The following is a 20,475-nucleotide window of genomic DNA, read 5'->3' as shown; positions in this document are numbered from 1 at the left end:
CTCAGGTGCTGCCCCTTGCGGTAGGCGTTCGCCTTTCCCACCGTCGTGGCTGGTCGCGCAGTTCCCCGCGCCCCTGGGTGATTGCCCCTTGCGGTGCGTCGCTTCCTTTCCGCCCTTTCGGCGGGGCGCGCAGTTCCCCGCGCCCCTGAAAAGCCCCCCTCTGCGGCGGGCGACCACCTTCCGCAGAGGGCGGCCCCCCAGGGGCGCGTGGGGGTACCCCCAGGCGAGCGACGCACCGCGCGGGGCAGCGCGCGGGGCAGCGGCAGCGGGGCGCAGGCTAGGTGGTTGTGTTGCGCCACGCCGTGGGGAGGGATTCGGCCACGTCGAGGGCGGTGAGGGGGGTGGGGGTGAGGCGGGCCGCCAGGCCGTGGAGGTAGGCGGCGAGGGACGCGGCCGTGGGGGCCGGGAGCGACGTGGCCAGGAGGGAGCCGGCGAGGCCGGAGAGGATGTCGCCGCTGCCGGCGGTGGCGAGCCACGGCGTACCGGTGGGGTTGACCCGGACGGGCTCGGAGGCGGTGGGCGAGGCCACCAGCGTGGTGGAACCCTTGAGGAGGACCGTCGCGCGGAAGGCCGCGGCCAGGTCGCGTACCGAGTCGAGGCGGGAGGCCTCGACGGCTTCGCGGGACCGGCCGAGGAGGGCGGCGGCCTCCCCGGCGTGCGGGGTGAGTACGGTCGGCGCGGTCCGGGCCAGGACCGCGTCGCGGGACATCAGGCGGAGCCCGTCCGCGTCGACCAGCACGGGCACGTCCGCGGCGAGCACTTCCGCGACCGCGGCCCTGGCGGCTGCCGTGTCGCCGAGCCCGGGGCCGACGACCCACGCCTGGACGCGGCCCGCGGCACGCGGGGAGCCGGTGGAGACCAGCGTCTCGGGGTGCCGGGCGAGGACGGCGGCGGCGCCACCCCCGACGTAGCGGACGGCGCCCGCGCCGCCGCGGATGGCGCCGGAGACGGCGAGCACCGCGGCACCGGGGTAGCGGTCGGATCCGGCGACGACCCCGACCACGCCCCGCCGGTATTTGTCGCTCTCGGCGCCGGGCCGCGGCAGCACCGCGGCGGCGTCGGCGTGCTGGAAGGCCTCGATCGCGGGGGCGCCCAGATACGGGTCGAGGCCGATGTCGATGAGCCGCAGGGCGCCGGCGAGTTCGGCGGCCGGGTCGATGAGCAGGCCGGGCTTGTACGTGCCGAAGGTGACGGTGACGTCGGCGCGGACGGCCTCCCCGGTGACCTCTCCGGTGTCGGCGTCGACGCCGCTGGGCAGGTCGACGGCGACGACGGCGGCCCGGGCGTCGTACGCGGCGTTCATGAGGTCGGCGGCCGGCGGGCGGAGTCCGCCCTTGCCGCCGATGCCGACGATGCCGTCGTAGACGAGGTGCGCGCGGGTGACGGCCGCGAGACCGTCCGCGCCGTCCACGACCCGGCCGCCGGCGGCCCGCAGCGCCGCGAGGCCGCCGCCGTGCGCCCGGTCGGGCGCCAGCAGGACCGCGGTGACCCCGGCGCCGCGGCGGGCGAGGCGGGCGCCCGCGTAGAGGGCGTCACCGCCGTTGCTGCCGCTTCCGGCGACCACGACGACCCGGGCGCCGTAGACGCGCCCCAGGACGTCGGCGCCGACCGTCGCGAGCCCGGCGGCGGCCCGCTGCATGAGCGTGCCCTCCGGCAGCCGCGCCATGAGCGCGGCCTCCGCGTCCCGTACGGCCTGCACCGTGTGCGCGTACCTCATGGCGTACCCTCCCGTTCGGCCCTGCACCCGACGATACGTACCGCCTGCCGCCGTGGCACCCCGGCCCGGGGTCAGGCCTCGGCGATGACCACGGCGGAGGCGACGCCCGCGTCGTGGCTGAGCGACAGGTGCCAGCTGCGTACGCCCAGTTCGGCGGCACGGGCGGCGACCGTGCCGGTGACGGTCAGCCGGGGCCGCCCGGACGGCTCGGTGGTGACCTCGGCGTCGAGCCAGCTCAGCCCGGCGGGCGCGCCCAGGGACTTGGCCAGCGCCTCCTTGGCGGCGAAGCGCGCCGCGAGGGAGGCGATGCCGCGCGGGGCGCCGGTGGGCAGCAGCAGCTCGCCGGGGGTGAAGAGGCGTTCCGCCATTCCCGGGGTGCGCTCCATCGCGGCGGCGAACCGTTTGATCTCGGCCACGTCGATCCCGACCCCGACGATCATCCGGCGTCCCTCCCGGGGTGCGTGGCATTGCCGTCCATGCCGCCAGCTTAGGGGGCGGCGGCCCGGCGGCCGGGTGCCGGGCGGCCGCGGGTCGGGCCCTGCGAGGATGCTCACCGTGACGACCACTCCGACCGCGCCGGCCAGCCCCTTCGTCGACCTGACCAGGGCGCAGTGGAGCGCCCTGCGGGAGCGCACGCCCTTGCCGCTGACCGCGGAGGAGGTGGAGCGGCTGCGGGGGCTCGGGGACGTCATCGACCTCGACGAGGTGGTGGACGTCTACCTGCCGCTGTCGCGGCTGCTGAATCTGTACGTGGCCGCGCACAGCGGGCTGCGCGGGGCGCTGAACACCTTCCTGGCGGGGGCGGCGGCCGGGGCGCAGCCGGGGACGCCGTTCGTCATAGGCGTGGCGGGGAGCGTGGCGGTGGGGAAGTCGACCACGGCCCGGCTGCTGCAGGCGCTGCTGGCCCGGTGGCCGGAGCATCCTCGGGTCGAGCTGGTCACCACCGACGGCTTCCTGCTGCCCAACGCGGAATTGCAGCGGCGCGGCCTGATGTCGCGCAAGGGCTTCCCCGAGTCCTACGACCGGCGCGCGCTGACCCGTTTCGTCGCGGACGTGAAGTCCGGCAAGGCCGAGGTGACCGCGCCGGTCTACTCGCACCTGATCTACGACATCGTGCCCGGTGAGCTGCTGACGGTCCGCCGCCCCGACATCCTCATCGTGGAGGGCCTCAACGTGCTGCAGCCCGCCCTGCCGGGGCAGGACGGCCGCACCAGGATCGGGCTGGCCGACTACTTCGACTTCAGCGTCTACGTCGACGCCCGCACCGAGGACATCGAGCGGTGGTATCTCGGGCGGTTCAGGAAGCTGCGGGAGACGGCCTTCCAGAACCCGGACTCGTACTTCACGAAGTACACCCGGGTGGCCGAGGACGAGGCCATGGACTACGCCCGGATGATATGGCGGACCGTCAACCAGCCCAATCTCCAGGAGAACGTGCTGCCCACGCGCAGCCGGGCGACCCTGGTCCTGCGCAAGAGCCAGGACCACAAGGTGCAGCGGCTCTCGCTGCGCAAATTGTGACGCGGAGGCCCCAGGCGTGCTGCACCTGCGAATGATCGTGCCGGCCGACCGCACGGAGGAGGTCGCGACCCTGGTGTCGGCGACCGTCGGCGCCACCCACCTCACGGTGGTCAGGGGCGCCGCCTACGACCCCGTGGGCGACCTGCTGACCTGTGACGTGGCCAGGGAGGCCGCCGACCCGCTGCTGGCGGCCCTCAGGAAGCTCGGCATCGAGGACGCCGGGGCGATCGCGGTCGAGAACGTCGACGTGACGCTGTCGCGGAGCGCGGACCAGGCCGAGCGGGACGCGCCCGGCGAGGGCGCGGACGCGGTGGTGTGGGAGTCGCTGGTCGAGGCGACCCACGAGGAGTCCACCCTCACGTTCACCTATCTGGCGTTCCTGACGGTCGCCACGATGCTGGCCGCCTACGGCGTGATGCTGGACAGCTCGATCCTGATCGTCGGCGCGATGGTGGTCGGCCCGGAGTTCGGCCCGCTGGCGGGTGTCTGCACGGGTCTGGTACGCCGCAGGGGCCGGCTGGTGGCGCGTTCGCTGATGGCGCTCGCGGTGGGCTTCCCGGCGGCGATGCTGCTCACCGGCGGCTTCTCGTACCTGATGAGCGGCCTGGGGCTGTTCACGCAGGCGCGCTTCGACGCCCCGCATCCGGCGACGCAGTTCATCTGGCAGCCGAGCTGGGACTCCTTCGTGGTCGCCTTCCTCGCCGGCATCGCGGGGATGCTGTCGTTGACGTCGGCGAAGTCCGGGGCCCTGGTCGGTGTGGCGATCTCGGTGACGACGGTGCCGGCCGCCGCGAACGCGTCACTGGCCATCTCGTACTCCACCTGGCACGAGGTCTGGGGCTCCAGCCTCCAGCTGGCGGTCAACCTGGCCGGCATCGCCTGCGCCGGCACCCTGACGCTGCTCGCCCAGAAGTGGCTGTGGGCGATGCAGCGCCGCAGGGTGCCGGCTGCGTGACAAGGGGCAGGCGTCAGGCGTCAGGCGTCAGGCGTCAGGCGTCAGGCGTCAGGCGTCAGGCCAGCGTCGACTTGACGATGTCCGCGAGGCGGCCCGCCACCGACCTGGCGTGGTCGATGTCGGCGGCCTCCACCATGACGCGGACCAGCGGCTCGGTGCCCGAGGGGCGCAGCAGCACCCGCCCGGTCGCGCCCAGCTCCGCCTCGGCCTCGGCGACGGCGGCGAGCAGTTCGGGGGCGGTTCCCGCGCGGCTCCTGTCGACGTCCGGAACGTTGACCAGCACCTGCGGCAGCCGCTGCATGACGCCGGCCAGGTCGGCCAGGGTGCGGCCGGTCGCGGTGACGCGGGCGGCGAGCAGCAGCCCGGTCAGGGTGCCGTCGCCGGTGGTGGCGTGGTCGAGCACGATGACGTGGCCCGACTGCTCGCCGCCGAGCGCGTAGCCGTGCTCCTTCATCGACTCCAGGACGTAGCGGTCGCCGACCGCGGTCTGGACGAGGGTGATGCCCTCGCGCTCCATGGCCAGCTTGAAGCCCAGGTTGGACATCACGGTGCCGACGACGGTGTTGCCGCGCAGCTCGCCGCGCTCGCGCAGCGACAGCGCGAGGATCGCCAGGATCTGGTCGCCGTCGACCTCCTGGCCGGCGGCGTCCACGGCCAGGCAGCGGTCGGCGTCACCGTCGTGCGCGATGCCGAAGTCGGCGCCGTGCTCTATGACGGCGGCCTTGAGCAGCTCCAGGTGGGTGGAGCCGCAGCCGTCGTTGATGTTGAGGCCGTCGGGGCGGGCGCCGATGGTGACGACCTCGGCGCCGGCCCGCGAGAAGGCCTCGGGTGACACGCGGGACGCGGCGCCGTGCGCCTCGTCCAGGACGACCTTGAGGCCGTCGAGCCGGTTGGGCAGCACGCCGATGAGGTGGGCGACGTACTGGTCGAAGCCCTCGTCGTAGTCCTTGACCCGGCCGACGCCCGCGCCGGTGGGGCGCACCCAGGGGGCGCCGGTGCGGTGCTCCTCGTAGATCTTCTCGATCCGGTCCTCGAGGTCGTCGTCCAGCTTGTGGCCGCCGCGGGCCAGGAACTTGACGCCGTTGTCCGGCATCGCGTTGTGGCTCGCGGACAGCATCACGCCGAGGTCGGCGCCCAGCGCGCCGGTGAGATACGCCACCGCCGGGGTGGGCAGCACACCGACCCGCAGGACGTCCACGCCCGCGCTCGCGAGGCCCGCCACGACGGCGGCCTCCAGGAATTCGCCCGAGGCGCGCGGATCGCGTCCGACCACCGCGATCGGCCGGTGCCCCGCGAAGGTGCCCGCCTCAGCGAGTACGTGCGCCGCCGCGACCGACAGGCCGAGCGCCAGCTCGGCGGTGAGGTCCGCGTTGGCGATGCCACGCACCCCGTCGGTACCGAAGAGTCGTCCCACTGTGTGTCCTCCGATGCGATACGGCGGCTCTGCCGTGTCGGCCGTGCCCGGCCGTGCTCCAGGTGCGCAGGTGCCGTCCGCCGGCGCCGGCGCCGCGTGCGCGAGCCGGGGGCGGGACGCACCTGCCGGGTGCTTGACGTTTGGCGCCCTGTCATTGGTTGTACCAGTCGTATCACCACAGATATACGACCACGGCGCCGCATGCGAACGCCCCGGAGGCAATGGTGTGCCTCCGGGGCGTTGCACAGCAGCAACAGCAGCGGCGACGGCGTGCCGTCGCGCGCGCCGCTGGCGACTAGCGCTTGCTGAACTGCGGCGCCTTGCGGGCCTTCTTCAGACCGGCCTTCTTCCGCTCGACCGCGCGGTCGTCACGGGTCAGGAAGCCGGCCTTCTTGAGCGGGCCGCGGTTGTTGTCGACGTCGGCCTCGTTCAGCGCACGGGCGACACCGAGGCGCAGCGCACCGGCCTGGCCCGAGATGCCGCCGCCGCTGATGCGGGCGATGACGTCGTAGCGGTTGTCGAGTTCGAGCACCTTGAAGGGCTCGTTGACTTCCTGCTGGTGGACCTTGTTGGGGAAGTAGCCCTCAAGGGTACGGCCGTTGATCTTCCACTTACCGCTGCCCGGAACGATACGGACGCGGGCGATGGACTGCTTGCGGCGGCCGGTGCCGGCAGCCGGCTGCGGGTCGCCGAAGCGCGACGCGAGCGACTCGGAGGTGTACTCCCCCTCGACGGCGTCGGACTCGAAGGTGGTGATCTCCTCGAAGGACTCGTCGCCCTCGATGACGGTCTCGGCAGTGGTCTCAGCCACGATTCTCCTCAGGTTCTTTCTGGTAGCTGGTGGCCGGAACTACTGCGCGACCTGGGTGATCTCGAACGGCACCGGCTGCTGGGCAGCGTGCGGGTGCTGGTCGCCCGAGTAGACCTTCAGCTTGGAGAGCATCTGACGGCCCAGGGTGTTCTTGGGGAGCATGCCCTTGACGGCCTTCTCGACGGCCTTCTCGGGGTTCTTGTCCATCAGCTCGTCGTAGCGCACGGAACGCAGACCGCCCGGGTAACCCGAGTGGCGGTAGGCCATCTTCTGGGTCCGCTTGTTACCCGAGAGGTGGATCTTGTCGGCGTTGATGATGACGACGAAGTCACCCGTGTCGACGTGGGGCGCGTAGATGGGCTTGTGCTTGCCCCGCAGAAGGGTGGCGGCCTGAGTGGCCAGACGGCCCAGGACAACGTCCTGCGCGTCGATGACGTGCCACTGGCGCTGGATATCGCCGGGCTTGGGGCTGAACGTACGCACGGTCGTAGCCTTCGCTTCTTCTCAGTAGTGGTTTCCCCTGACCCGCCGCGAGGACGGTGGGGAAGGGTCCTGACAAGGCCACCCGGACGATCACGACAGCCGTGGCCGCGGACGGGGACGCAACCCGTCTGCCTGCCGCTGGTCATCGGCCCGGTGGACCGGCGTAAGGGCCCCTCACGTGAGATAGAGCAAGCCAATACGCATAACGAACTCGTAGAATACCGGGGCGGGGCCGTACGGGTCAAAACGGGGTCGCCCGCGCCCTGCGGTAACGCTCCTGGGCCGCTACCGGGCCACCCCCCTCCGCCACCCCCGCGCGCTACCGCTTGCGCTCCACCCGGCGCTCGTCCCACACCGGCTCGGCGGTCTCGCGGACCAGGCCGTCGGAGCCGAAGACCAGGTAGCGGTCGAAGCTGCGGGCGAACCAGCGGTCGTGGGTCACCGCGAGCACCGTGCCGTCGTAGGCCTCCAGACCCTCCTGGAGGGCTTCCGCGCTCTCCAGGTCCAGGTTGTCCGTCGGCTCGTCGAGCAGCAGCGCGGTGGTGCCCTCCAGCTCCATCAGCAGGATCTGGAAGCGCGCCTGCTGCCCGCCGGACAGCTTGTCGAAGGGCTGGTCGCCCTGCCGCTCCAGCTCGTAGCGGCGCAGCACCGACATGGCGCGGCCGCGGTCCCGCGAGTGCTCGGTCCACAGGATGTCCACCAGCGGGCGGCCGCGCAGCTCCGGGTGGGCGTGGGTCTGGGCGAAGTGGCCCGCCACGACGCGGGCGCCCAGCTTGTACGTCCCCGTGTGCGCCACGCCCCCGTCGCCGGCCAGCAGCCGCAGGAAGTGCGACTTGCCCGAGCCGTTGGAGCCGAGCACCGCGACCCGCTCGCCGTAGTAGACCTCCAGGTCGAACGGCTTCATCAGGCCGGTCAGCTCCAGCTTCTCACAGGTCACCGCCCGCACACCGGTCCTGCCGCCCTTGAGCCGCATCCTGATGTCCTGCTCGCGCGGCGGCTCCTGCGGGGCGCCCGCGTCCTCGAACCGCTTCAGCCGGGTCTGGGCCGCGTGGTAGCGCGACGCCATGTCGGGGCTGTTCGCCGCCTGCTGCCGCAGCCGCAGCACCATCGCCTTGAGCTTGGCGTGCTCCTCCTCCCAGCGGCGCCGCAGCTCCTCGAAGCGCGCGAAGCGCTCCTTGCGGGCCTCGTGGAAGGTGCTGAAGCCGCCGCCGTGCACCCAGGTCGTGGACCCGGCGGGGCCGGTCTCGACGCTGACGATCTTCTCCGCGGTGCGCGACAGCAGCTCGCGGTCGTGGCTGACGAACAGCACGGTCTTCCTGGTGGCGGCGATCTGCTCCTCCAGCCACCGCTTGCCCGGCACGTCCAGATAGTTGTCCGGCTCGTCCAGCAGCAGCACCTCGTCGGGGCCGCGCAGCAGCGCTTCGAGCACCAGCCGCTTCTGCTCGCCGCCGGACAGCGTCTTGACCTCGCGCCACTGCGCCCGCTCGTACGGAACGCCGAGCGCGGCCATCGTGCACATGTCCCACAAGGTCTCGGCCTCGTAGCCGCGCGCCTCCGCCCAGTCGCCGAGCGCATGCGCGTACGCCATCTGCGCCGGCTCGTCGTCCTGCGCCATGATCGCCAGCTCGGCCGCGTCCACGGCTTCCGCGGCCGCCCTGATACGCGGGTGCGCCACCGAGACGAGCAGGTCGCGTACGGTCCTGTCGTCCCGGACGCTGCCGATGAACTGCCGCATCACGCCGAGGCCGCCGCTGACGGTGACACCTCCGCCGTGCGGCGCGATCTCGCCGGAGATCAGCCGCAGCAGCGTGGTCTTGCCCGCGCCGTTCGGCCCGACCAGTGCCACCGCCGCGCCGTCGCCGACACGGAACGAGACGTCGCCGAGCAGCGCCCGCCCGTCCGGCAGGTAGTACTCCAGGTGCGCTGCTTCCACATGTCCCATGGCCTGAATTCTCCCGTGCGCTCGGAGTGCGCCCAACCCCTTTTCCCCGAACGGCCCCCGGTAGGCCGGTAGCCGGACCGGCAATATGATGCGCGACATGACCGATGGCCCCGGGCAGCAGCAGCCGCCGCAGGAACCGCGCTCCACCACCGATGGCGCCGGCGAGCGCGAAGTGCTGGAGGGACGCGTCATCCCCTCCCGCCCGCAGCCCGAGCGGGACGCCGACCCGCGCCGGCAGTTCCACCGGCAGGCCCCGCCCCCGCAGGCCCCCTCCCCCGGCCCGGCCTGGTCCCCCCAGGCCGAGGCGGCCGCCCAGCCCGGACCGCCGCCGCAGGCCCAGGGCGGCCCCTGGGCGCCCGCCGCGCAGCAGCCGGCACTCGACCCGACGCCCCCGCAGGCGCCTTCGCAGGGGCCTTCGCAGGAGGCGGCGCCGCGGGTCGCGCCGGCGCAGGAGTGGGGGCGGCAGCCGTTCGCGGCGCAGCCGCCGGTGCAGCAGCCGCCCGTCCAGCCGCCGCCCGCGCAGCAGTACGCACCCCCGCGGCAGCAGGGCCCGGCACGGCACGCGGCTCCGGCGGCGCAGCCGCAGGCCCCGCGGGGGCGCACGCCCCAGCCGGAGGCCGGCACGCCCGACTGGGGGGCGCTCGCCGAGCAGCAGGAGGCCACCGGTGCGCGCCGGCGCCGCGTGCTGATGCTCACCGGCGGGATCGTCGCCGTCGCCGTCATCGCCGGCGCTGTCGCCACCGCCGTCGTCATGTCGGGCAAGAGCAGCGACGACAAGCCGGTCGCCGGGCCGTCCTCGTCCGCCGGCACCACCGCGAGCCAGCCGGCGCTCCCGCCCGCGCCGTCCTTGTCCTCCGTGGCCCCGCCGCCGCCGGCGAACCCGCTCGACTACCTCAGCACCGCCGCCAAGGACAAGGCACCACTCACCCCGGACTCACTCTTCCCGGGCAAGCAGTTCGTCTGGCAGGGCCGCACCTACGTCAAGGCCGGGACCGACGTCACGACGGCCTGCGCGAAGAACGCCAGGAAGGCCGTCGCGACGGCCCTCACCGCCAACGGCTGCCAGAAGCTGGTCCGAGCGACGTACACGCAGGGCGGGCTCGCCGTGACGGTCGGCGTCGCCGTCTTCCCCGACGACAGCCACGCCAAGAAGGTCGGCGGCGTCTCCCAGTACCTCGCCCCGCTGGACGGCGGAGGCGTCGCCGACTTCTGCCACGCCGTGCGCTGCCAGATGACGGCGAATTCCGTCGGCCGCTACGCCTACTTCGCCATCGCCGGCTTCAAGAACGGCACGACGCTGGCGGCGAACGACACGGTCGGCAAGCAGGCGGCCAACGATGCGTCCGATTTTGCCTTCGCCCGCATCGTCCAACGCGGCAAGGACGCTGCCGCTGCGGATCCCACGAGGCAGTAGCCCCGCACCGTCCTTCCCCGCGCCCGGGGCGGGCTGCCCCTTGCGGGGCGTTGCTTGCCCGCGGGCGCATCGTGGCTGATCGCGCAGTTCCCCGCGCCCCTGAGGTACTGAGTCCTCTTACGCCCAGGCGTTTGCCGCTGCCAGGGGGCTGGGCCTTTGCGCAGGGGGGGTGCGGGTTTTTTCAGGGGCTCGGGGAACTGCGAGACAGGCCACGGCGGCGGCGCGGGCAGGCGACGCACCGCAAGGGGCAGGACCCTGCTAGGACAGGCCCTAGGCGCAACCCGGCACGGGCAAGGTGCGGAGGTTGCGGGATTCTCGGTTGCGCGCCGCGAGCATCGCGTCGGGGGGGTAGCCGACCTCCTCCAGGGTGAGGCCGTGCGGGCGCACGACGTTCACCGCCGAGTGCCTGACCCGTCCGGCCAGGACCTCCGCGGGGAAGGGCACGGGACGGTGACCGTCACCGACCAGGATCATCGCGCCGACCAGCGCGCGCACCATGTTGTGGCAGAAGGCGTCGGCCCGCACCGTGGCGACGGCCACGCCGTCGTCCCGCCGGGACCACCGCACGTCGAGCAGCGTGCGGATCGTCGTCGCGCCCTCGCGCTTCTTGCAGTACGCGGCGAAGTCGTGCTCGCCGAGCAGCAGCGCGGCCGCCTCGTTCATGGCGCCGACGTCGACCGGGCGGTCGTGCCACAGGACGTGGCCGCGCAGCAGCGGGTCCACCCCGCCGGGGTGGTCGCCGACGCGGTAGGCGTATCGCCGCCAGATGGCGGAGAAGCGCGCGTTGAAGCCGGCGGGCGCCTGGCGGACGCCGAAGACGCGGACGTCCCAGGGCAGCCGCCCGGCGAGGCGCCGGCGCAGCTTGTCGTGCTCGGCGGCCCACACGTCCTCGGGCAGGTCGACGTGCGCGACCTGGCCGCGCGCGTGGACGCCGGCGTCCGTGCGGCCGGCCACGGTCAGCTCGACCGGGCCGGGCAGACGCAGCACCGTGGCGATCGCGGACTCCAGCTCGCCCTGCACCGTGCGCCGGGTGCGCTGCTTGGCCCAGCCGGAGAAGTCGGCCCCGTCGTATGCCAGGTCCAGCCGGACCCGTACGAAGCCGGGTGCCGGGTCGTCACTCACGGGTAGCTCCTCGCCATGGGGAACGGAAGCGGACCCGCACCCCCAGGGGGTACGGGTCCGCCCGTGGAACAGCACCGGGGCTCACGCCTCGGTGTCGGCCTCCGCGTCGTCAGCGGGCTTCGCGTCCTCGACGGCCTCGTCCTTCTTGAGGTCGTTCCGGGCGTCGTCACCGGCCGCGTCCTTCGCGGAACGCTTCGTCGCGGCCTCGGCCTCACCGACAGCGGACTGCTGCACGGTCAGGGCCTCGACCAGCTCGATGACCGCCATCGGGGCGTTGTCGCCACGACGGGGGCCGATCTTGGTGATACGGGTGTAACCACCGGGGCGGTTCTCGTACCGCGGGCCGATCTCGGTGAAGAGCGTGTGCACGATGCTCTTGTCCGTGATCGTCTGCAGCACCTGGCGACGGTTGTGCATGTCGCCCTTCTTCGCCTTGGTGATCAGCCGCTCCGCGACCGGGCGCAGCCGGCGCGCCTTGGCCTCGGTGGTGGTGATGCGGCCGTGCTCGAAGAGCGCCTTCGCGAGGTTCGCGAGGAGCAGCTTCTCGTGCGCGGCGCTGCCGCCCAGACGGGCACCCTTGGCGGGCTGAGGCATGGTCTTTCTCCTTCTCCGCTGCACCGGCCGTGTCAGGTACCGGTGTCAGTGCGAACTGGCGGCTGCCAGCTCGTGGTGTGTCCAGGGCTCCGCCCCGGACGGCGCCCCCCAGGGCGCGGGGAACTGCGCGCTCAGCCCATCACCGGCCGGTGGTCCGGAACGGACCGGGCTGACCCTTCGGGCCGGTGACGACCTGCGGCCCGTCGAGAGCCGGTCGCGCAGTTCCCCGCGCCCCTGAGGGGCAGGTCGTGCCCGGCGGCACCCGGGTGAGCGGGAACCGCCGGAGGCGATCAGTACTGCTCGGTCTCCACGAAGCCGGCGTCGACGTCGTCGTCGGCGCCGAAGGCGTCGGCGGCGGCGGTCGGGTCGAATCCGGGCGGGCTGTCCTTGAGGGCCAGGCCCATGCCGGCCAGCTTCGCCTTGACCTCGTCGATCGACTTCGCACCGAAGTTGCGGATGTCGAGCAGGTCCGCCTCGGAGCGTGCCACGAGTTCACCCACGGAGTGGATGCCCTCGCGCTTGAGGCAGTTGTAGGAGCGGACGGTGAGTTCCAGCTCCTCGATCGGCAGCGCCAGGTCCGCGGCCAGGGCGGCGTCCGTGGGGGACGGGCCCATGTCGATGCCCTCGGCGTCGACGTTGAGCTCGCGGGCCAGGCCGAACAGCTCGACCAGGGTCTTGCCGGCCGACGCCATGGCGTCACGCGGCCGCATGGCCTGCTTGGTCTCGACGTCGACGATCAGCTTGTCGAAGTCGGTGCGCTGCTCGACACGGGTCGCCTCGACCTTGTAGGTGACCTTGAGCACCGGGCTGTAGATGGAGTCGACCGGGATGCGGCCGATCTCCTGGCCCTGCTGCTTGTTCTGCACCGCGGAGACGTAGCCGCGACCGCGCTCGACGGTCAGCTCCATCTCCAGCTTGCCCTTGGCGTTGAGCGTGGCCAGGACCAGGTCGGGGTTGTGCACCTCGACACCGGCCGGCGGCGCGATGTCGGCGGCGGTGACGACACCCGGGCCCTGCTTGCGCAGGTACATCACGACCGGCTCGTCGTGCTCCGAGGAGACGACCAGCTGCTTGATGTTGAGGATGACGTCGGTCACGTCCTCCTTGACGCCCGGCACGGTGGTGAACTCGTGCAGGACACCGTCGACCCGGATCGAGGTGACGGCGGCACCCGGGATCGAGGAGAGGAGCGTACGGCGCAGGGAGTTGCCGAGGGTGTAGCCGAAGCCCGGCTCCAGCGGCTCGATCACGAACCGTGAGCGGAATTCGTCGACGACCTCTTCGGTCAACGAGGGACGCTGAGCGATCAGCATGGTGTGGGTCCTTCTGTCGTGGGCGCCCGCTATTTGACGCCCCCTGTATTACGAGGGTACGGGCGGCACGGCGAAACCGTCGTACGCGAGGACGACGGCGGCCGTACCGCCCGTGACCGTGAGCTGCTACTTGGAGTAGAGCTCGACGATCAGCTGCTCCTGCACCTGGGTGTCGATCACCTGGCGCTCGGGCAGGCTGTGCACGAGGATCCGCAGCCGGCCCGCGTTGGCTTCGAGCCACGCCGGCACGGTCTTGTCGCCGGCCTCGCCCTGCGCCACCGCGAACGGGGTCAGGTTGCGGGACGACTCACGGACCTCGACGATGTCGTTCACGGCCACGCGAGCCGACGGGATGTCGTTCTTGCGGCCGTTGACGGTGATGTGTCCGTGACGGACCAGCTGACGGGCGTGGTCGCGGGACTTGGCGAAGCCGGCCCGGTAGACCACGTTGTCGAGGCGGGTCTCAAGGATGCGAAGCAGGTTCTCACCGGTCTTGCCGGACTTCTGGTTCGCTTCCTTGTAGTAGTTCACGAACTGCTTTTCGAGAACACCGTAGATACGCGCGCACTTCTGCTTCTCACGCAGCTGAAGCAGGTACTCGCTGTCCTTGGTGCGCCCGCGCCCGTGCTCACCCGGGGGGTAAGGACGGATCTCGATCGGGCACTTCGCGCTCTCGCACTTAGCTCCCTTGAGGAAGAGCTTCTGCTTCTCCCGACGGCATCGCTTGCAGTCGGCCCCGGTATAACGCGCCATTGTCTCAGTTCTCCTGTTATCAGCTGGTCAGACGCGGCGGCGCTTCGGCGGGCGGCAGCCGTTGTGCGGGGTCGGGGTGACGTCCTGGATCGATCCGACCTCAAGGCCGGTGGCCTGGAGGGAGCGGATCGCGGTCTCGCGGCCGGAGCCGGGACCCTTCACGAAGACGTCCACCTTGCGCATGCCGTGCTCCTGCGCGCGGCGGGCGGCCGACTCGGCGGCCATCTGCGCGGCGAAGGGGGTGGACTTGCGCGAGCCCTTGAAGCCGACGTGGCCGGCGGAGGCCCAGGAGATCACGTTGCCCGCGGGGTCGGTGATCGAGACGATCGTGTTGTTGAACGTGCTCTTGATGTGGGCGTGCCCGTGAGCGACGTTCTTCTTTTCCTTGCGGCGCACCTTCTTGGCTGCGCCCTGACGGCCCTTAGGAGGCATGTGTCACGTTCTCCCGGTGGAGGTGGTCGGTCCTTTGGCGAAGACCGCTGGTAAGGGTCCTGCTGAGGACTACTTCTTGCCCGGCTTCTTCTTGCCGGCGATGGCGCGACGCGGGCCCTTGCGGGTGCGGGCGTTGGTGTGAGTGCGCTGCCCGTGGACGGGCAGGCCGCGGCGGTGACGCAGACCCTGATAGCAGCCGATCTCGACCTTGCGGCGGATGTCGGCCTGCACCGAACGACGGAGGTCACCCTCGGTCGTGTAGTTGTCGTCGACCCACTTGGCGATCTTGACGAGGTCTTCCTCGGGAAGGTCGCGCACGCGGATGTCGGGGCTCACACCGGTGTTCTTCAGGATGTCCTGGGCGCGCGAACGCCCGATGCCGAAGACATAGGTGAGGGCGATCTCCACGCGCTTCTCGCGCGGGAGGTCAACGCCTGAAAGGCGTGCCATGTGTGTGGCTCCTGGTGAAGTCGGAGGTCTTCCGCAGCGCCGGTTCCCGGGCGGCCGTGTCAGGTACCGGACGGGTCCCCGGCCTCCGCCGGGGGTGTCGTCCCCATCGGTCTGGGGACGGGCACTGCGTATGTACGTGTGTGCGTCGCGCGAATCACTGCGGCGGTGCAGAAGGAGCAGGTCGTACGTCAGCCCTGGCGCTGCTTGTGGCGCAGGTTGTCGCAGATGACCATGACCCGGCCGTGGCGGCGGATCACCTTGCACTTGTCGCAGATCTTCTTGACGCTCGGCTTGACCTTCATGGGATGTCAGGTTCTCCGGGTCTTGAGATCTACTTGTATCGGTAGACGATCCGTCCGCGCGTCAGGTCGTACGGAGACAGCTCCACGACGACCCGGTCATCCGGAAGGATACGGATGTAGTGCATCCGCATCTTGCCGCTGATGTGCGCGAGGACCTTGTGACCGTTCTGCAGCTCCACCTTGAACATGGCGTTCGGCAGAGACTCGATCACGGTGCCCTCGATTTCGATGGCGCCTTGCTTTTTGGCCATGTCCTGCTTTCGGGATCGGCTACCTTGATCGGCTCCAGGCATGCCGGAAGACATGCGAGAGCCGACGTGTCAGTCTACGACACGGCTCCCGGAAAGACGAATCCACTGTGTATGCCCATGGGGCAAGATCGTTACGCGTGGGTCTCCCCGGGGCCTGCCAGGGTGGGGCTAGGTCAGGGCCGCGGGGTCGGCGGGGACCGTGATGCCGTATTCGGCGAGCTTGGCGCGGCCGCAGTCCGGTGAGGTGAGCACCAGCGGGCCGTCCTCGGTCAGGGCGATGGTGTGCTCCCAGTGCGAGGACCAGGAGCCGTCGTCGGACTTCACCGTCCACTCGTCGTCCATGACGTGGGTGTGCGGGGAGCCGAGGGTGACCATCGGCTCGATCGCCAGGCACACCCCGGGGACCAGCTTGATGCCCCGGCCGCGCTTCTTGGTGACGTAGTTCAGCAGGTGCGGGTCCATGTGCATCTCGGTGCCGATGCCGTGGCCGCCGTAGTCCTCGACGATGCCGTACTTGCCCGAGGCGGGGCGCGGCTGGCGGCGGATGTAGCCCTCGATGGCCCGCGAGATGTCCTCCAGCCGGTTGCCCTTGCGGAAGGCGGCGATGCCGGCCCACATGGACTCCTCGGTGACCCGGCTCAGCTCGATCAGCTCGGGCGCGTGGCCGGTGCCGACGAAGCAGGTGAAGGCCGCGTCGCCGTGCCAGCCCTCCACGATGGCGCCGGCGTCGATGGCGATGATGTCGCCGTCCTTGAGCACCGTCTCGCGGTCGGGGATGCCGTGGACGACGACGTCGTTGACCGAGGTGCAGATGGTGCCGGGGAAGCCGCCGTAGCCGAGGAAGTTCGGCTTGGCATCGTGGTCGGCGATGACCTTGGCCGCGACGTCGTCCAGGTCCTTGGTCGTCGCCCCGGGCACGGCCGCCGCGCGGGTCGCCTCGTGCACCGCCGCGACGACCAGTCCGGCCCGCCTCATCGTGGCGATCTGCTCCGGGGTCTTGATCTCCACCATGCGGCTGACGCCTTCCTTGTCCTCGGGGTCCTCGGTGCGTGCGGTCACGGGCACGTACGCCCGTTCAACGATACGGCCGTGGTGCCCGTCCGGGCACCACGGCCGTATGCCGTGCTGTGCTGCTGCCGCCGTCGCGGGCGGGGGTCAGTCCTCGCGCCGGTCCTGGAGCGCGTCCATCGCGCGCTTCGTGACGTCGGCGACCGGGCCGAGCGCGGAGATCGTCACCACGAGATTCTGCTGCTTGTAGTAGTCGATGATCGGCTCGGTCTCGCGGTGGTAGACGTCGAGGCGGTTGCGGACCTTGTCCTCGGCGTCGTCGCTGCGCTGGTACAGCTCGCCGCCGCACTCGTCGCAGACGCCCGGGGCCTTGGGCTGCTTGTACTCGACGTGGAAGACGTGCGCGCTGTCGTTGCGGCACACCCGGCGGCCGGCGATGCGCTTGACGACCTCGTCCTCCGGGACCTCCAGGTCCAGCACGCCGTCGAGCTTGATGCCGTGCGCGGCGAGGTAGGCGTCGAGCGCCCGGGCCTGGAACTCGTTGCGCGGGAAGCCGTCGAGCAGGAAGCCGCCGGCGGCGTCGGGCGCGTCCAGCCGGTCCTCCGCCATGCCGATGGTGACCTCGTCGGGGACCAGGTCGCCCGCGTCCATGTAGGCCTTGGCCTTCTTGCCCAGCTCGGTGCCCTGGCTGATGTTGGCGCGGAACAGGTCGCCCGTGGAGATGTGCGGGATCGACAGGTTCTTGGCGAGGTACGCGGCCTGCGTCCCCTTGCCCGCGCCGGGCGGCCCGACCAGGACGATACGCATCAGCGGAGGAACCCTTCGTAGTTACGCTGCTGTAGCTGGCTCTCGATCTGCTTCACCGTCTCGAGACCGACACCCACGATGATCAGGATGCTGGTACCGCCGAGCGGGAAGTTGCCGTTGCTGCCGTTGAAGATCGCGATGGCGACCGTCGGCACAAGAGCGATGAGGCCCAGGTACAGCGCCCCTGGCCACGTGATGCGGTTCAGCACGTAACTCAGGTATTCGGCGGTGGGGCGACCGGCACGGATGCCCGGAATGAACCCACCATACTTCTTCATGTTGTCTGCGACTTCTTCGGGGTTGAAGGAGATCGCGACGTAGAAGAAGGCGAAGAAGACGATCAGCAGGAAGTAGGCCGCCATGTACACCGGGTGGTCGCCCTTGGTGAAGTTGCGGCTGATCCACTGGGCCCAGCCCGCGGTCGAGCCGGAGAACTGCACGATCAGCGCCGGGATGTACAGCAGCGACGACGCGAAGATGACCGGGATGACACCGGCCTGGTTGACCTTGAGCGGGATGTACGTGGACGTGCCGCCGTAGGAGCGCCGGCCGATCATGCGCTTGGCGTACTGCACCGGGATGCGGCGCTGCGCCTGTTCGACGAAGACCACCAGGCCGACCATCGCCAGGCCCACCGCGAGGACCGCGAGGAATTCCACCCAGCCGCCGGCGATCTTGCCGGAGACCTTGATCGCCCACAGCGAGCCGGGGAAGCCGGCCGCGATGGAGACGAACATCAGGATGGACATGCCGTTGCCGATGCCCTTGTCGGTGACCAGCTCGCCCAGCCACATGATCACCACGGTGCCGGCGGTCATCGTGGTGACCATCGTGATCGTGGTGAAGATCGACTGGTTCGGCACGATCGAGCCCGCGTTGTTGCAGCCGGAGAACAGGCTGCCGGAGCGGGCGGTGGCGACCAGGCCGGTGCCCTGGAGCACGGCCAGCGCGACGGTCAGGTAGCGGGTGTACTGCGTGATCTTCGTGGTGCCGGCCTGGCCCTCCTTCTTGAGGGCTTCCAGTCGCGGGATCACCACCGTCAGCAGCTGGAGGATGATGCTCGCCGTGATGTACGGCATGATCCCGAGCGCGAAGATGGTCAGCTGCAGCAGCGCGCCGCCGCTGAACATGTTCACCAGCCCGAAGAGGCTGTTGTTCCCCTTCGTCTCCTTGATGCAGGCGTTGACGACCGTGTAGTCGATGCCCGGCACCGGTACATGCGCTCCGAGGCGGTAGACCACCACGATGCTCAGAGTGAACAGCAGCTTCTTGCGCAGGTCGGGCGTCCTGAACGCCCGTGCGAACGCGGTGAGCACGGTGCCTCCTGCACCCCCCGCGCGAGGGCGGAAGGACGGTTTATGAGGTTTCTGACGACAGCAGCGTCGGTCAGCCTACCGGCGACTTGGCCCCGCAAGGAATGACCAACCGGGGAAGGAAAATCACAGGAACGAACGACCGGGGATGCCCAGAGGTTTCTGGGCATCCCCGGTCGTGTCCGTGTCGGGCTCAGATGAGTTCGACGACGGTGCCGCCGGCGGCGGCGATCTTCTCCTTGGCGGAGCCGGAGACCGCGTCAACGGTCACCTGCAGCGCCACGGAGACCTCGCCGGTGCCGAGCACCTTGACGAGCTGGTTCTTGCGCACCGCACCCTTGGCGACCAGGTCGGCCACGGTCACCTCGCCACCCTCGGGGTAGAGGGTCGCGAGCTTGTCCAGGTTGACGACCTGGTACTCGGTGCGGAACGGGTTCTTGAAGCCCTTGAGCTTCGGGAGGCGCATGTGGAGGGGCATCTGCCCGCCCTCGAAGCGCTCCGGAACCTGGTAGCGGGCCTTGGTGCCCTTGGTGCCACGACCGGCCGTCTTGCCCTTGGAGGCCTCACCGCGACCCACACGGGTCTTCGCGGTCTTGGCACCCGGGGCGGGACGCAGGTTGTGGATCTTGATCGGGTTGTCACCCATGATCAGTCGACCTCCTCGACCGTGACGAGGTGGCGGACGGTGTGGACCATGCCGCGGATCTCCGGGCGGTCCTCCTTGACCACGACGTCGTGCAGGCGCTTGAGCCCGAGCGAACGCAGGGTGTCACGGTGGTTCTGCTTGCTGCCGATGTAGGACTTGGTCTGCGTGACCTTCAGGCGCGCCATCACACACCCACTCCGGCACGAGCCCGCAGCAGTGCGGCGGGCGCGACGTCCTCGATCGGCAGGCCGCGGCGGGCCGCGATCTCCTCGGGCCGCTGAAGGCCCTGGAGCGCCGCCACCGTGGCGTGCACGACGTTGATCGCGTTGTCCGAGCCGAGGCTCTTGGACAGCACGTCGTGGATGCCCGCGCACTCCAGTACGGCGCGCACCGGGCCACCGGCGATCACACCGGTACCGGGGGAAGCCGGCTTGAGCAGGACGACGCCTGCGGCCTTCTCGCCCTGGATGGGGTGCGGGATGGTGCCCTGGATACGGGGGACCTTGAAGAAGTGCTTCTTGGCCTCCTCAACACCCTTGGCGATGGCGGCCGGCACCTCCTTGGCCTTGCCGTAACCGACACCCACGGTGCCGTCACCGTCGCCCACCACGACCAGCGCGGTGAAGCTGAAGCGACGACCACCCTTCACAACCTTGGCGACGCGATTGATCGCGACGACACGCTCGACATAAGCGGTCTTCTCGGCCTGCTGGCCGCCGTCCCGCCGGTCCTTACGGTCCCGTCGCTCGCCGCCACCGGCACCGCTACCGCGGCGCTGGGGTCCAGCCATTGGAATTACCTCTCGATTCTTTAGCGTTTCTCCGCTAGCTAACGGAACCGGCTCAGAACTTCAGACCGGCTTCGCGGGCGGCGTCCGCCAGGGCGGCGATGCGCCCCGCGTACTGGTTGCCGCCACGGTCGAACACGACAGCCTCGACGCCCTTGGCCTTCGCACGCTCGGCCACGAGCTGGCCGACCTGCTTAGCCTTGGCGCTCTTGTCGCCTTCGCCGCCGCGGATGGACGCGTCGAGGGTCGACGCCGACGCGAGCGTGTGGCCCGCGAGGTCGTCGATGACCTGCGCCACGATGCCCCGGTTGGACCGGGTCACGACCAGGCGCGGACGCTCGGTCGTACCGGAGACGCGCTTGCGCACCCGGATGTGGCGACGCTTGATCGCAGCACTCTTGTAGGCCTTGCCCTTGGCGATCTTTACACCGAATGCCATG

24 protein-coding genes are annotated in these 20,475 nt (G+C 70.7%); 3 read left to right on the top strand and 21 right to left on the bottom strand.

What is annotated here, in order from left to right:
• Window positions 1-277: 277 nt before the first annotated feature.
• Together BUE44_RS00830 and BUE44_RS00825 are read right to left on the bottom strand one after the other, a co-directional pair.
• Window positions 278-1,717: a bifunctional ADP-dependent NAD(P)H-hydrate dehydratase/NAD(P)H-hydrate epimerase gene (locus BUE44_RS00830; protein WP_073492449.1), complete on the bottom strand. Its 1,440-nt coding sequence runs from the start codon at window positions 1,715-1,717 to the stop codon at window positions 278-280.
• A gap of 71 nt (window positions 1,718-1,788) precedes the next feature.
• On the bottom strand, window positions 1,789-2,157 hold the full coding sequence (locus BUE44_RS00825) for a holo-ACP synthase (protein WP_073492447.1): 369 nt from the start codon (window positions 2,155-2,157) through the stop codon (window positions 1,789-1,791).
• Between the two features lie 106 nt (window positions 2,158-2,263).
• Here BUE44_RS00825 and coaA point away from each other — a divergent pair, with 106 nt between their 5' ends.
• Both coaA and BUE44_RS00815 read left to right on the top strand, forming a co-directional pair.
• Window positions 2,264-3,238 carry a type I pantothenate kinase gene (gene coaA / locus BUE44_RS00820; RefSeq protein ID WP_073492445.1) on the top strand — a complete coding sequence of 325 codons (975 nt, stop codon included), beginning with the start codon at window positions 2,264-2,266 and terminating at the stop codon, window positions 3,236-3,238.
• Between the two features lie 16 nt (window positions 3,239-3,254).
• Window positions 3,255-4,193 carry a DUF389 domain-containing protein gene (locus BUE44_RS00815; RefSeq protein WP_073492443.1) on the top strand — a complete coding sequence of 313 codons (939 nt, stop codon included), beginning with the start codon at window positions 3,255-3,257 and terminating at the stop codon, window positions 4,191-4,193.
• A 55-nt stretch (window positions 4,194-4,248) separates the two neighbouring features.
• Here the strand turns inward: BUE44_RS00815 and glmM are convergent, their stop codons facing one another.
• The 4 genes from glmM to BUE44_RS00795 all read right to left on the bottom strand — a co-directional run bounded on the left by glmM (window position 4,249) and on the right by BUE44_RS00795 (window position 8,843).
• Window positions 4,249-5,607 carry a phosphoglucosamine mutase gene (glmM, locus tag BUE44_RS00810; protein WP_073492441.1) on the bottom strand — a complete coding sequence of 453 codons (1,359 nt, stop codon included), beginning with the start codon at window positions 5,605-5,607 and terminating at the stop codon, window positions 4,249-4,251.
• 295 nt (window positions 5,608-5,902) lie between these two features.
• A complete protein-coding gene (gene rpsI, locus BUE44_RS00805; protein WP_073492440.1) occupies window positions 5,903-6,418 on the bottom strand; it encodes a 30S ribosomal protein S9 in 516 nt (171 codons plus the stop codon).
• Between the two features lie 39 nt (window positions 6,419-6,457).
• Window positions 6,458-6,901, bottom strand: a complete 444-nt coding sequence (rplM, locus tag BUE44_RS00800; RefSeq protein ID WP_073492438.1) for a 50S ribosomal protein L13 — start codon at window positions 6,899-6,901, stop codon at window positions 6,458-6,460.
• 319 nt (window positions 6,902-7,220) lie between these two features.
• Window positions 7,221-8,843 carry an ABC-F family ATP-binding cassette domain-containing protein gene (locus BUE44_RS00795; protein ID WP_073492436.1) on the bottom strand — a complete coding sequence of 541 codons (1,623 nt, stop codon included), beginning with the start codon at window positions 8,841-8,843 and terminating at the stop codon, window positions 7,221-7,223.
• Window positions 8,844-8,940: 97 nt separating this feature from the next.
• Between BUE44_RS00795 and BUE44_RS37740 the strand changes: the two genes are divergently transcribed.
• Window positions 8,941-10,257, top strand: a complete 1,317-nt coding sequence (locus BUE44_RS37740) for a hypothetical protein (RefSeq protein WP_200804300.1) — start codon at window positions 8,941-8,943, stop codon at window positions 10,255-10,257.
• Between the two features lie 270 nt (window positions 10,258-10,527).
• Here the strand turns inward: BUE44_RS37740 and truA are convergent, their stop codons facing one another.
• From truA to rplR, 15 genes are all read right to left on the bottom strand, one after another.
• On the bottom strand, window positions 10,528-11,379 hold the full coding sequence (truA, locus tag BUE44_RS00785) for a tRNA pseudouridine(38-40) synthase TruA (RefSeq protein WP_073492434.1): 852 nt from the start codon (window positions 11,377-11,379) through the stop codon (window positions 10,528-10,530).
• A gap of 81 nt (window positions 11,380-11,460) precedes the next feature.
• Window positions 11,461-11,973 (bottom strand): 50S ribosomal protein L17, encoded by a 513-nt coding sequence (rplQ, locus tag BUE44_RS00780; protein ID WP_073492432.1) that lies wholly within the window; start codon window positions 11,971-11,973, stop codon window positions 11,461-11,463.
• Between the two features lie 290 nt (window positions 11,974-12,263).
• The gene (locus tag BUE44_RS00775) at window positions 12,264-13,286 is read right to left on the bottom strand and encodes a DNA-directed RNA polymerase subunit alpha (RefSeq protein ID WP_033177813.1); all 1,023 of its coding nucleotides are present in this window, start codon (window positions 13,284-13,286) and stop codon (window positions 12,264-12,266) included.
• 126 nt (window positions 13,287-13,412) lie between these two features.
• Entirely contained in the window at window positions 13,413-14,039 is a 627-nt protein-coding gene (gene rpsD, locus BUE44_RS00770; protein WP_073492430.1) for a 30S ribosomal protein S4, read from the bottom strand.
• Between the two features lie 27 nt (window positions 14,040-14,066).
• Complete coding sequence (gene rpsK, locus BUE44_RS00765) at window positions 14,067-14,471, bottom strand: 30S ribosomal protein S11 (protein ID WP_006376016.1); 405 nt, start codon at window positions 14,469-14,471, stop codon at window positions 14,067-14,069.
• Window positions 14,472-14,540: 69 nt separating this feature from the next.
• Window positions 14,541-14,921 carry a 30S ribosomal protein S13 gene (gene rpsM, locus BUE44_RS00760; RefSeq protein WP_073492428.1) on the bottom strand — a complete coding sequence of 127 codons (381 nt, stop codon included), beginning with the start codon at window positions 14,919-14,921 and terminating at the stop codon, window positions 14,541-14,543.
• 188 nt (window positions 14,922-15,109) lie between these two features.
• Window positions 15,110-15,223 (bottom strand): 50S ribosomal protein L36, encoded by a 114-nt coding sequence (rpmJ, locus tag BUE44_RS00755; RefSeq protein ID WP_003956441.1) that lies wholly within the window; start codon window positions 15,221-15,223, stop codon window positions 15,110-15,112.
• Between the two features lie 29 nt (window positions 15,224-15,252).
• A complete protein-coding gene (infA, locus tag BUE44_RS00750; RefSeq protein WP_003956442.1) occupies window positions 15,253-15,474 on the bottom strand; it encodes a translation initiation factor IF-1 in 222 nt (73 codons plus the stop codon).
• A gap of 168 nt (window positions 15,475-15,642) precedes the next feature.
• Window positions 15,643-16,485, bottom strand: a complete 843-nt coding sequence (gene map / locus BUE44_RS00745; RefSeq protein ID WP_073493351.1) for a type I methionyl aminopeptidase — start codon at window positions 16,483-16,485, stop codon at window positions 15,643-15,645.
• 144 nt (window positions 16,486-16,629) lie between these two features.
• Window positions 16,630-17,289 (bottom strand): adenylate kinase, encoded by a 660-nt coding sequence (locus tag BUE44_RS00740; protein ID WP_073492426.1) that lies wholly within the window; start codon window positions 17,287-17,289, stop codon window positions 16,630-16,632.
• Window positions 17,289-18,605, bottom strand: a complete 1,317-nt coding sequence (gene secY, locus BUE44_RS00735) for a preprotein translocase subunit SecY (protein ID WP_073492424.1) — start codon at window positions 18,603-18,605, stop codon at window positions 17,289-17,291. The genes BUE44_RS00740 and secY overlap by 1 nt, the downstream gene beginning before the upstream one ends.
• Window positions 18,606-18,795: 190 nt before the next feature.
• Complete coding sequence (rplO, locus tag BUE44_RS00730; protein WP_073492422.1) at window positions 18,796-19,248, bottom strand: 50S ribosomal protein L15; 453 nt, start codon at window positions 19,246-19,248, stop codon at window positions 18,796-18,798.
• Between the two features lie 2 nt (window positions 19,249-19,250).
• A complete protein-coding gene (gene rpmD / locus BUE44_RS00725; RefSeq protein WP_031524772.1) occupies window positions 19,251-19,433 on the bottom strand; it encodes a 50S ribosomal protein L30 in 183 nt (60 codons plus the stop codon).
• Window positions 19,433-20,038 (bottom strand): 30S ribosomal protein S5, encoded by a 606-nt coding sequence (gene rpsE, locus BUE44_RS00720; RefSeq protein WP_073492420.1) that lies wholly within the window; start codon window positions 20,036-20,038, stop codon window positions 19,433-19,435. Before rpsE ends, rpmD begins: the two co-directional genes overlap by 1 nt.
• Before the next feature lie 52 nt (window positions 20,039-20,090).
• The gene (gene rplR / locus BUE44_RS00715; protein WP_073492418.1) at window positions 20,091-20,474 is read right to left on the bottom strand and encodes a 50S ribosomal protein L18; all 384 of its coding nucleotides are present in this window, start codon (window positions 20,472-20,474) and stop codon (window positions 20,091-20,093) included.
• Between the last annotated feature and the right edge of the window lies 1 nt (window position 20,475).

The sequence above is a fragment of the Actinacidiphila paucisporea genome (genome assembly GCF_900142575.1).
In the GTDB taxonomy this organism is placed as follows: Bacteria; Actinomycetota; Actinomycetes; order Streptomycetales; family Streptomycetaceae; genus Actinacidiphila; species Actinacidiphila paucisporea.
The sequence above is the reverse complement of the archived record's forward strand: the minus strand, read 5'-3'. Positions and strand labels throughout refer to the sequence as shown.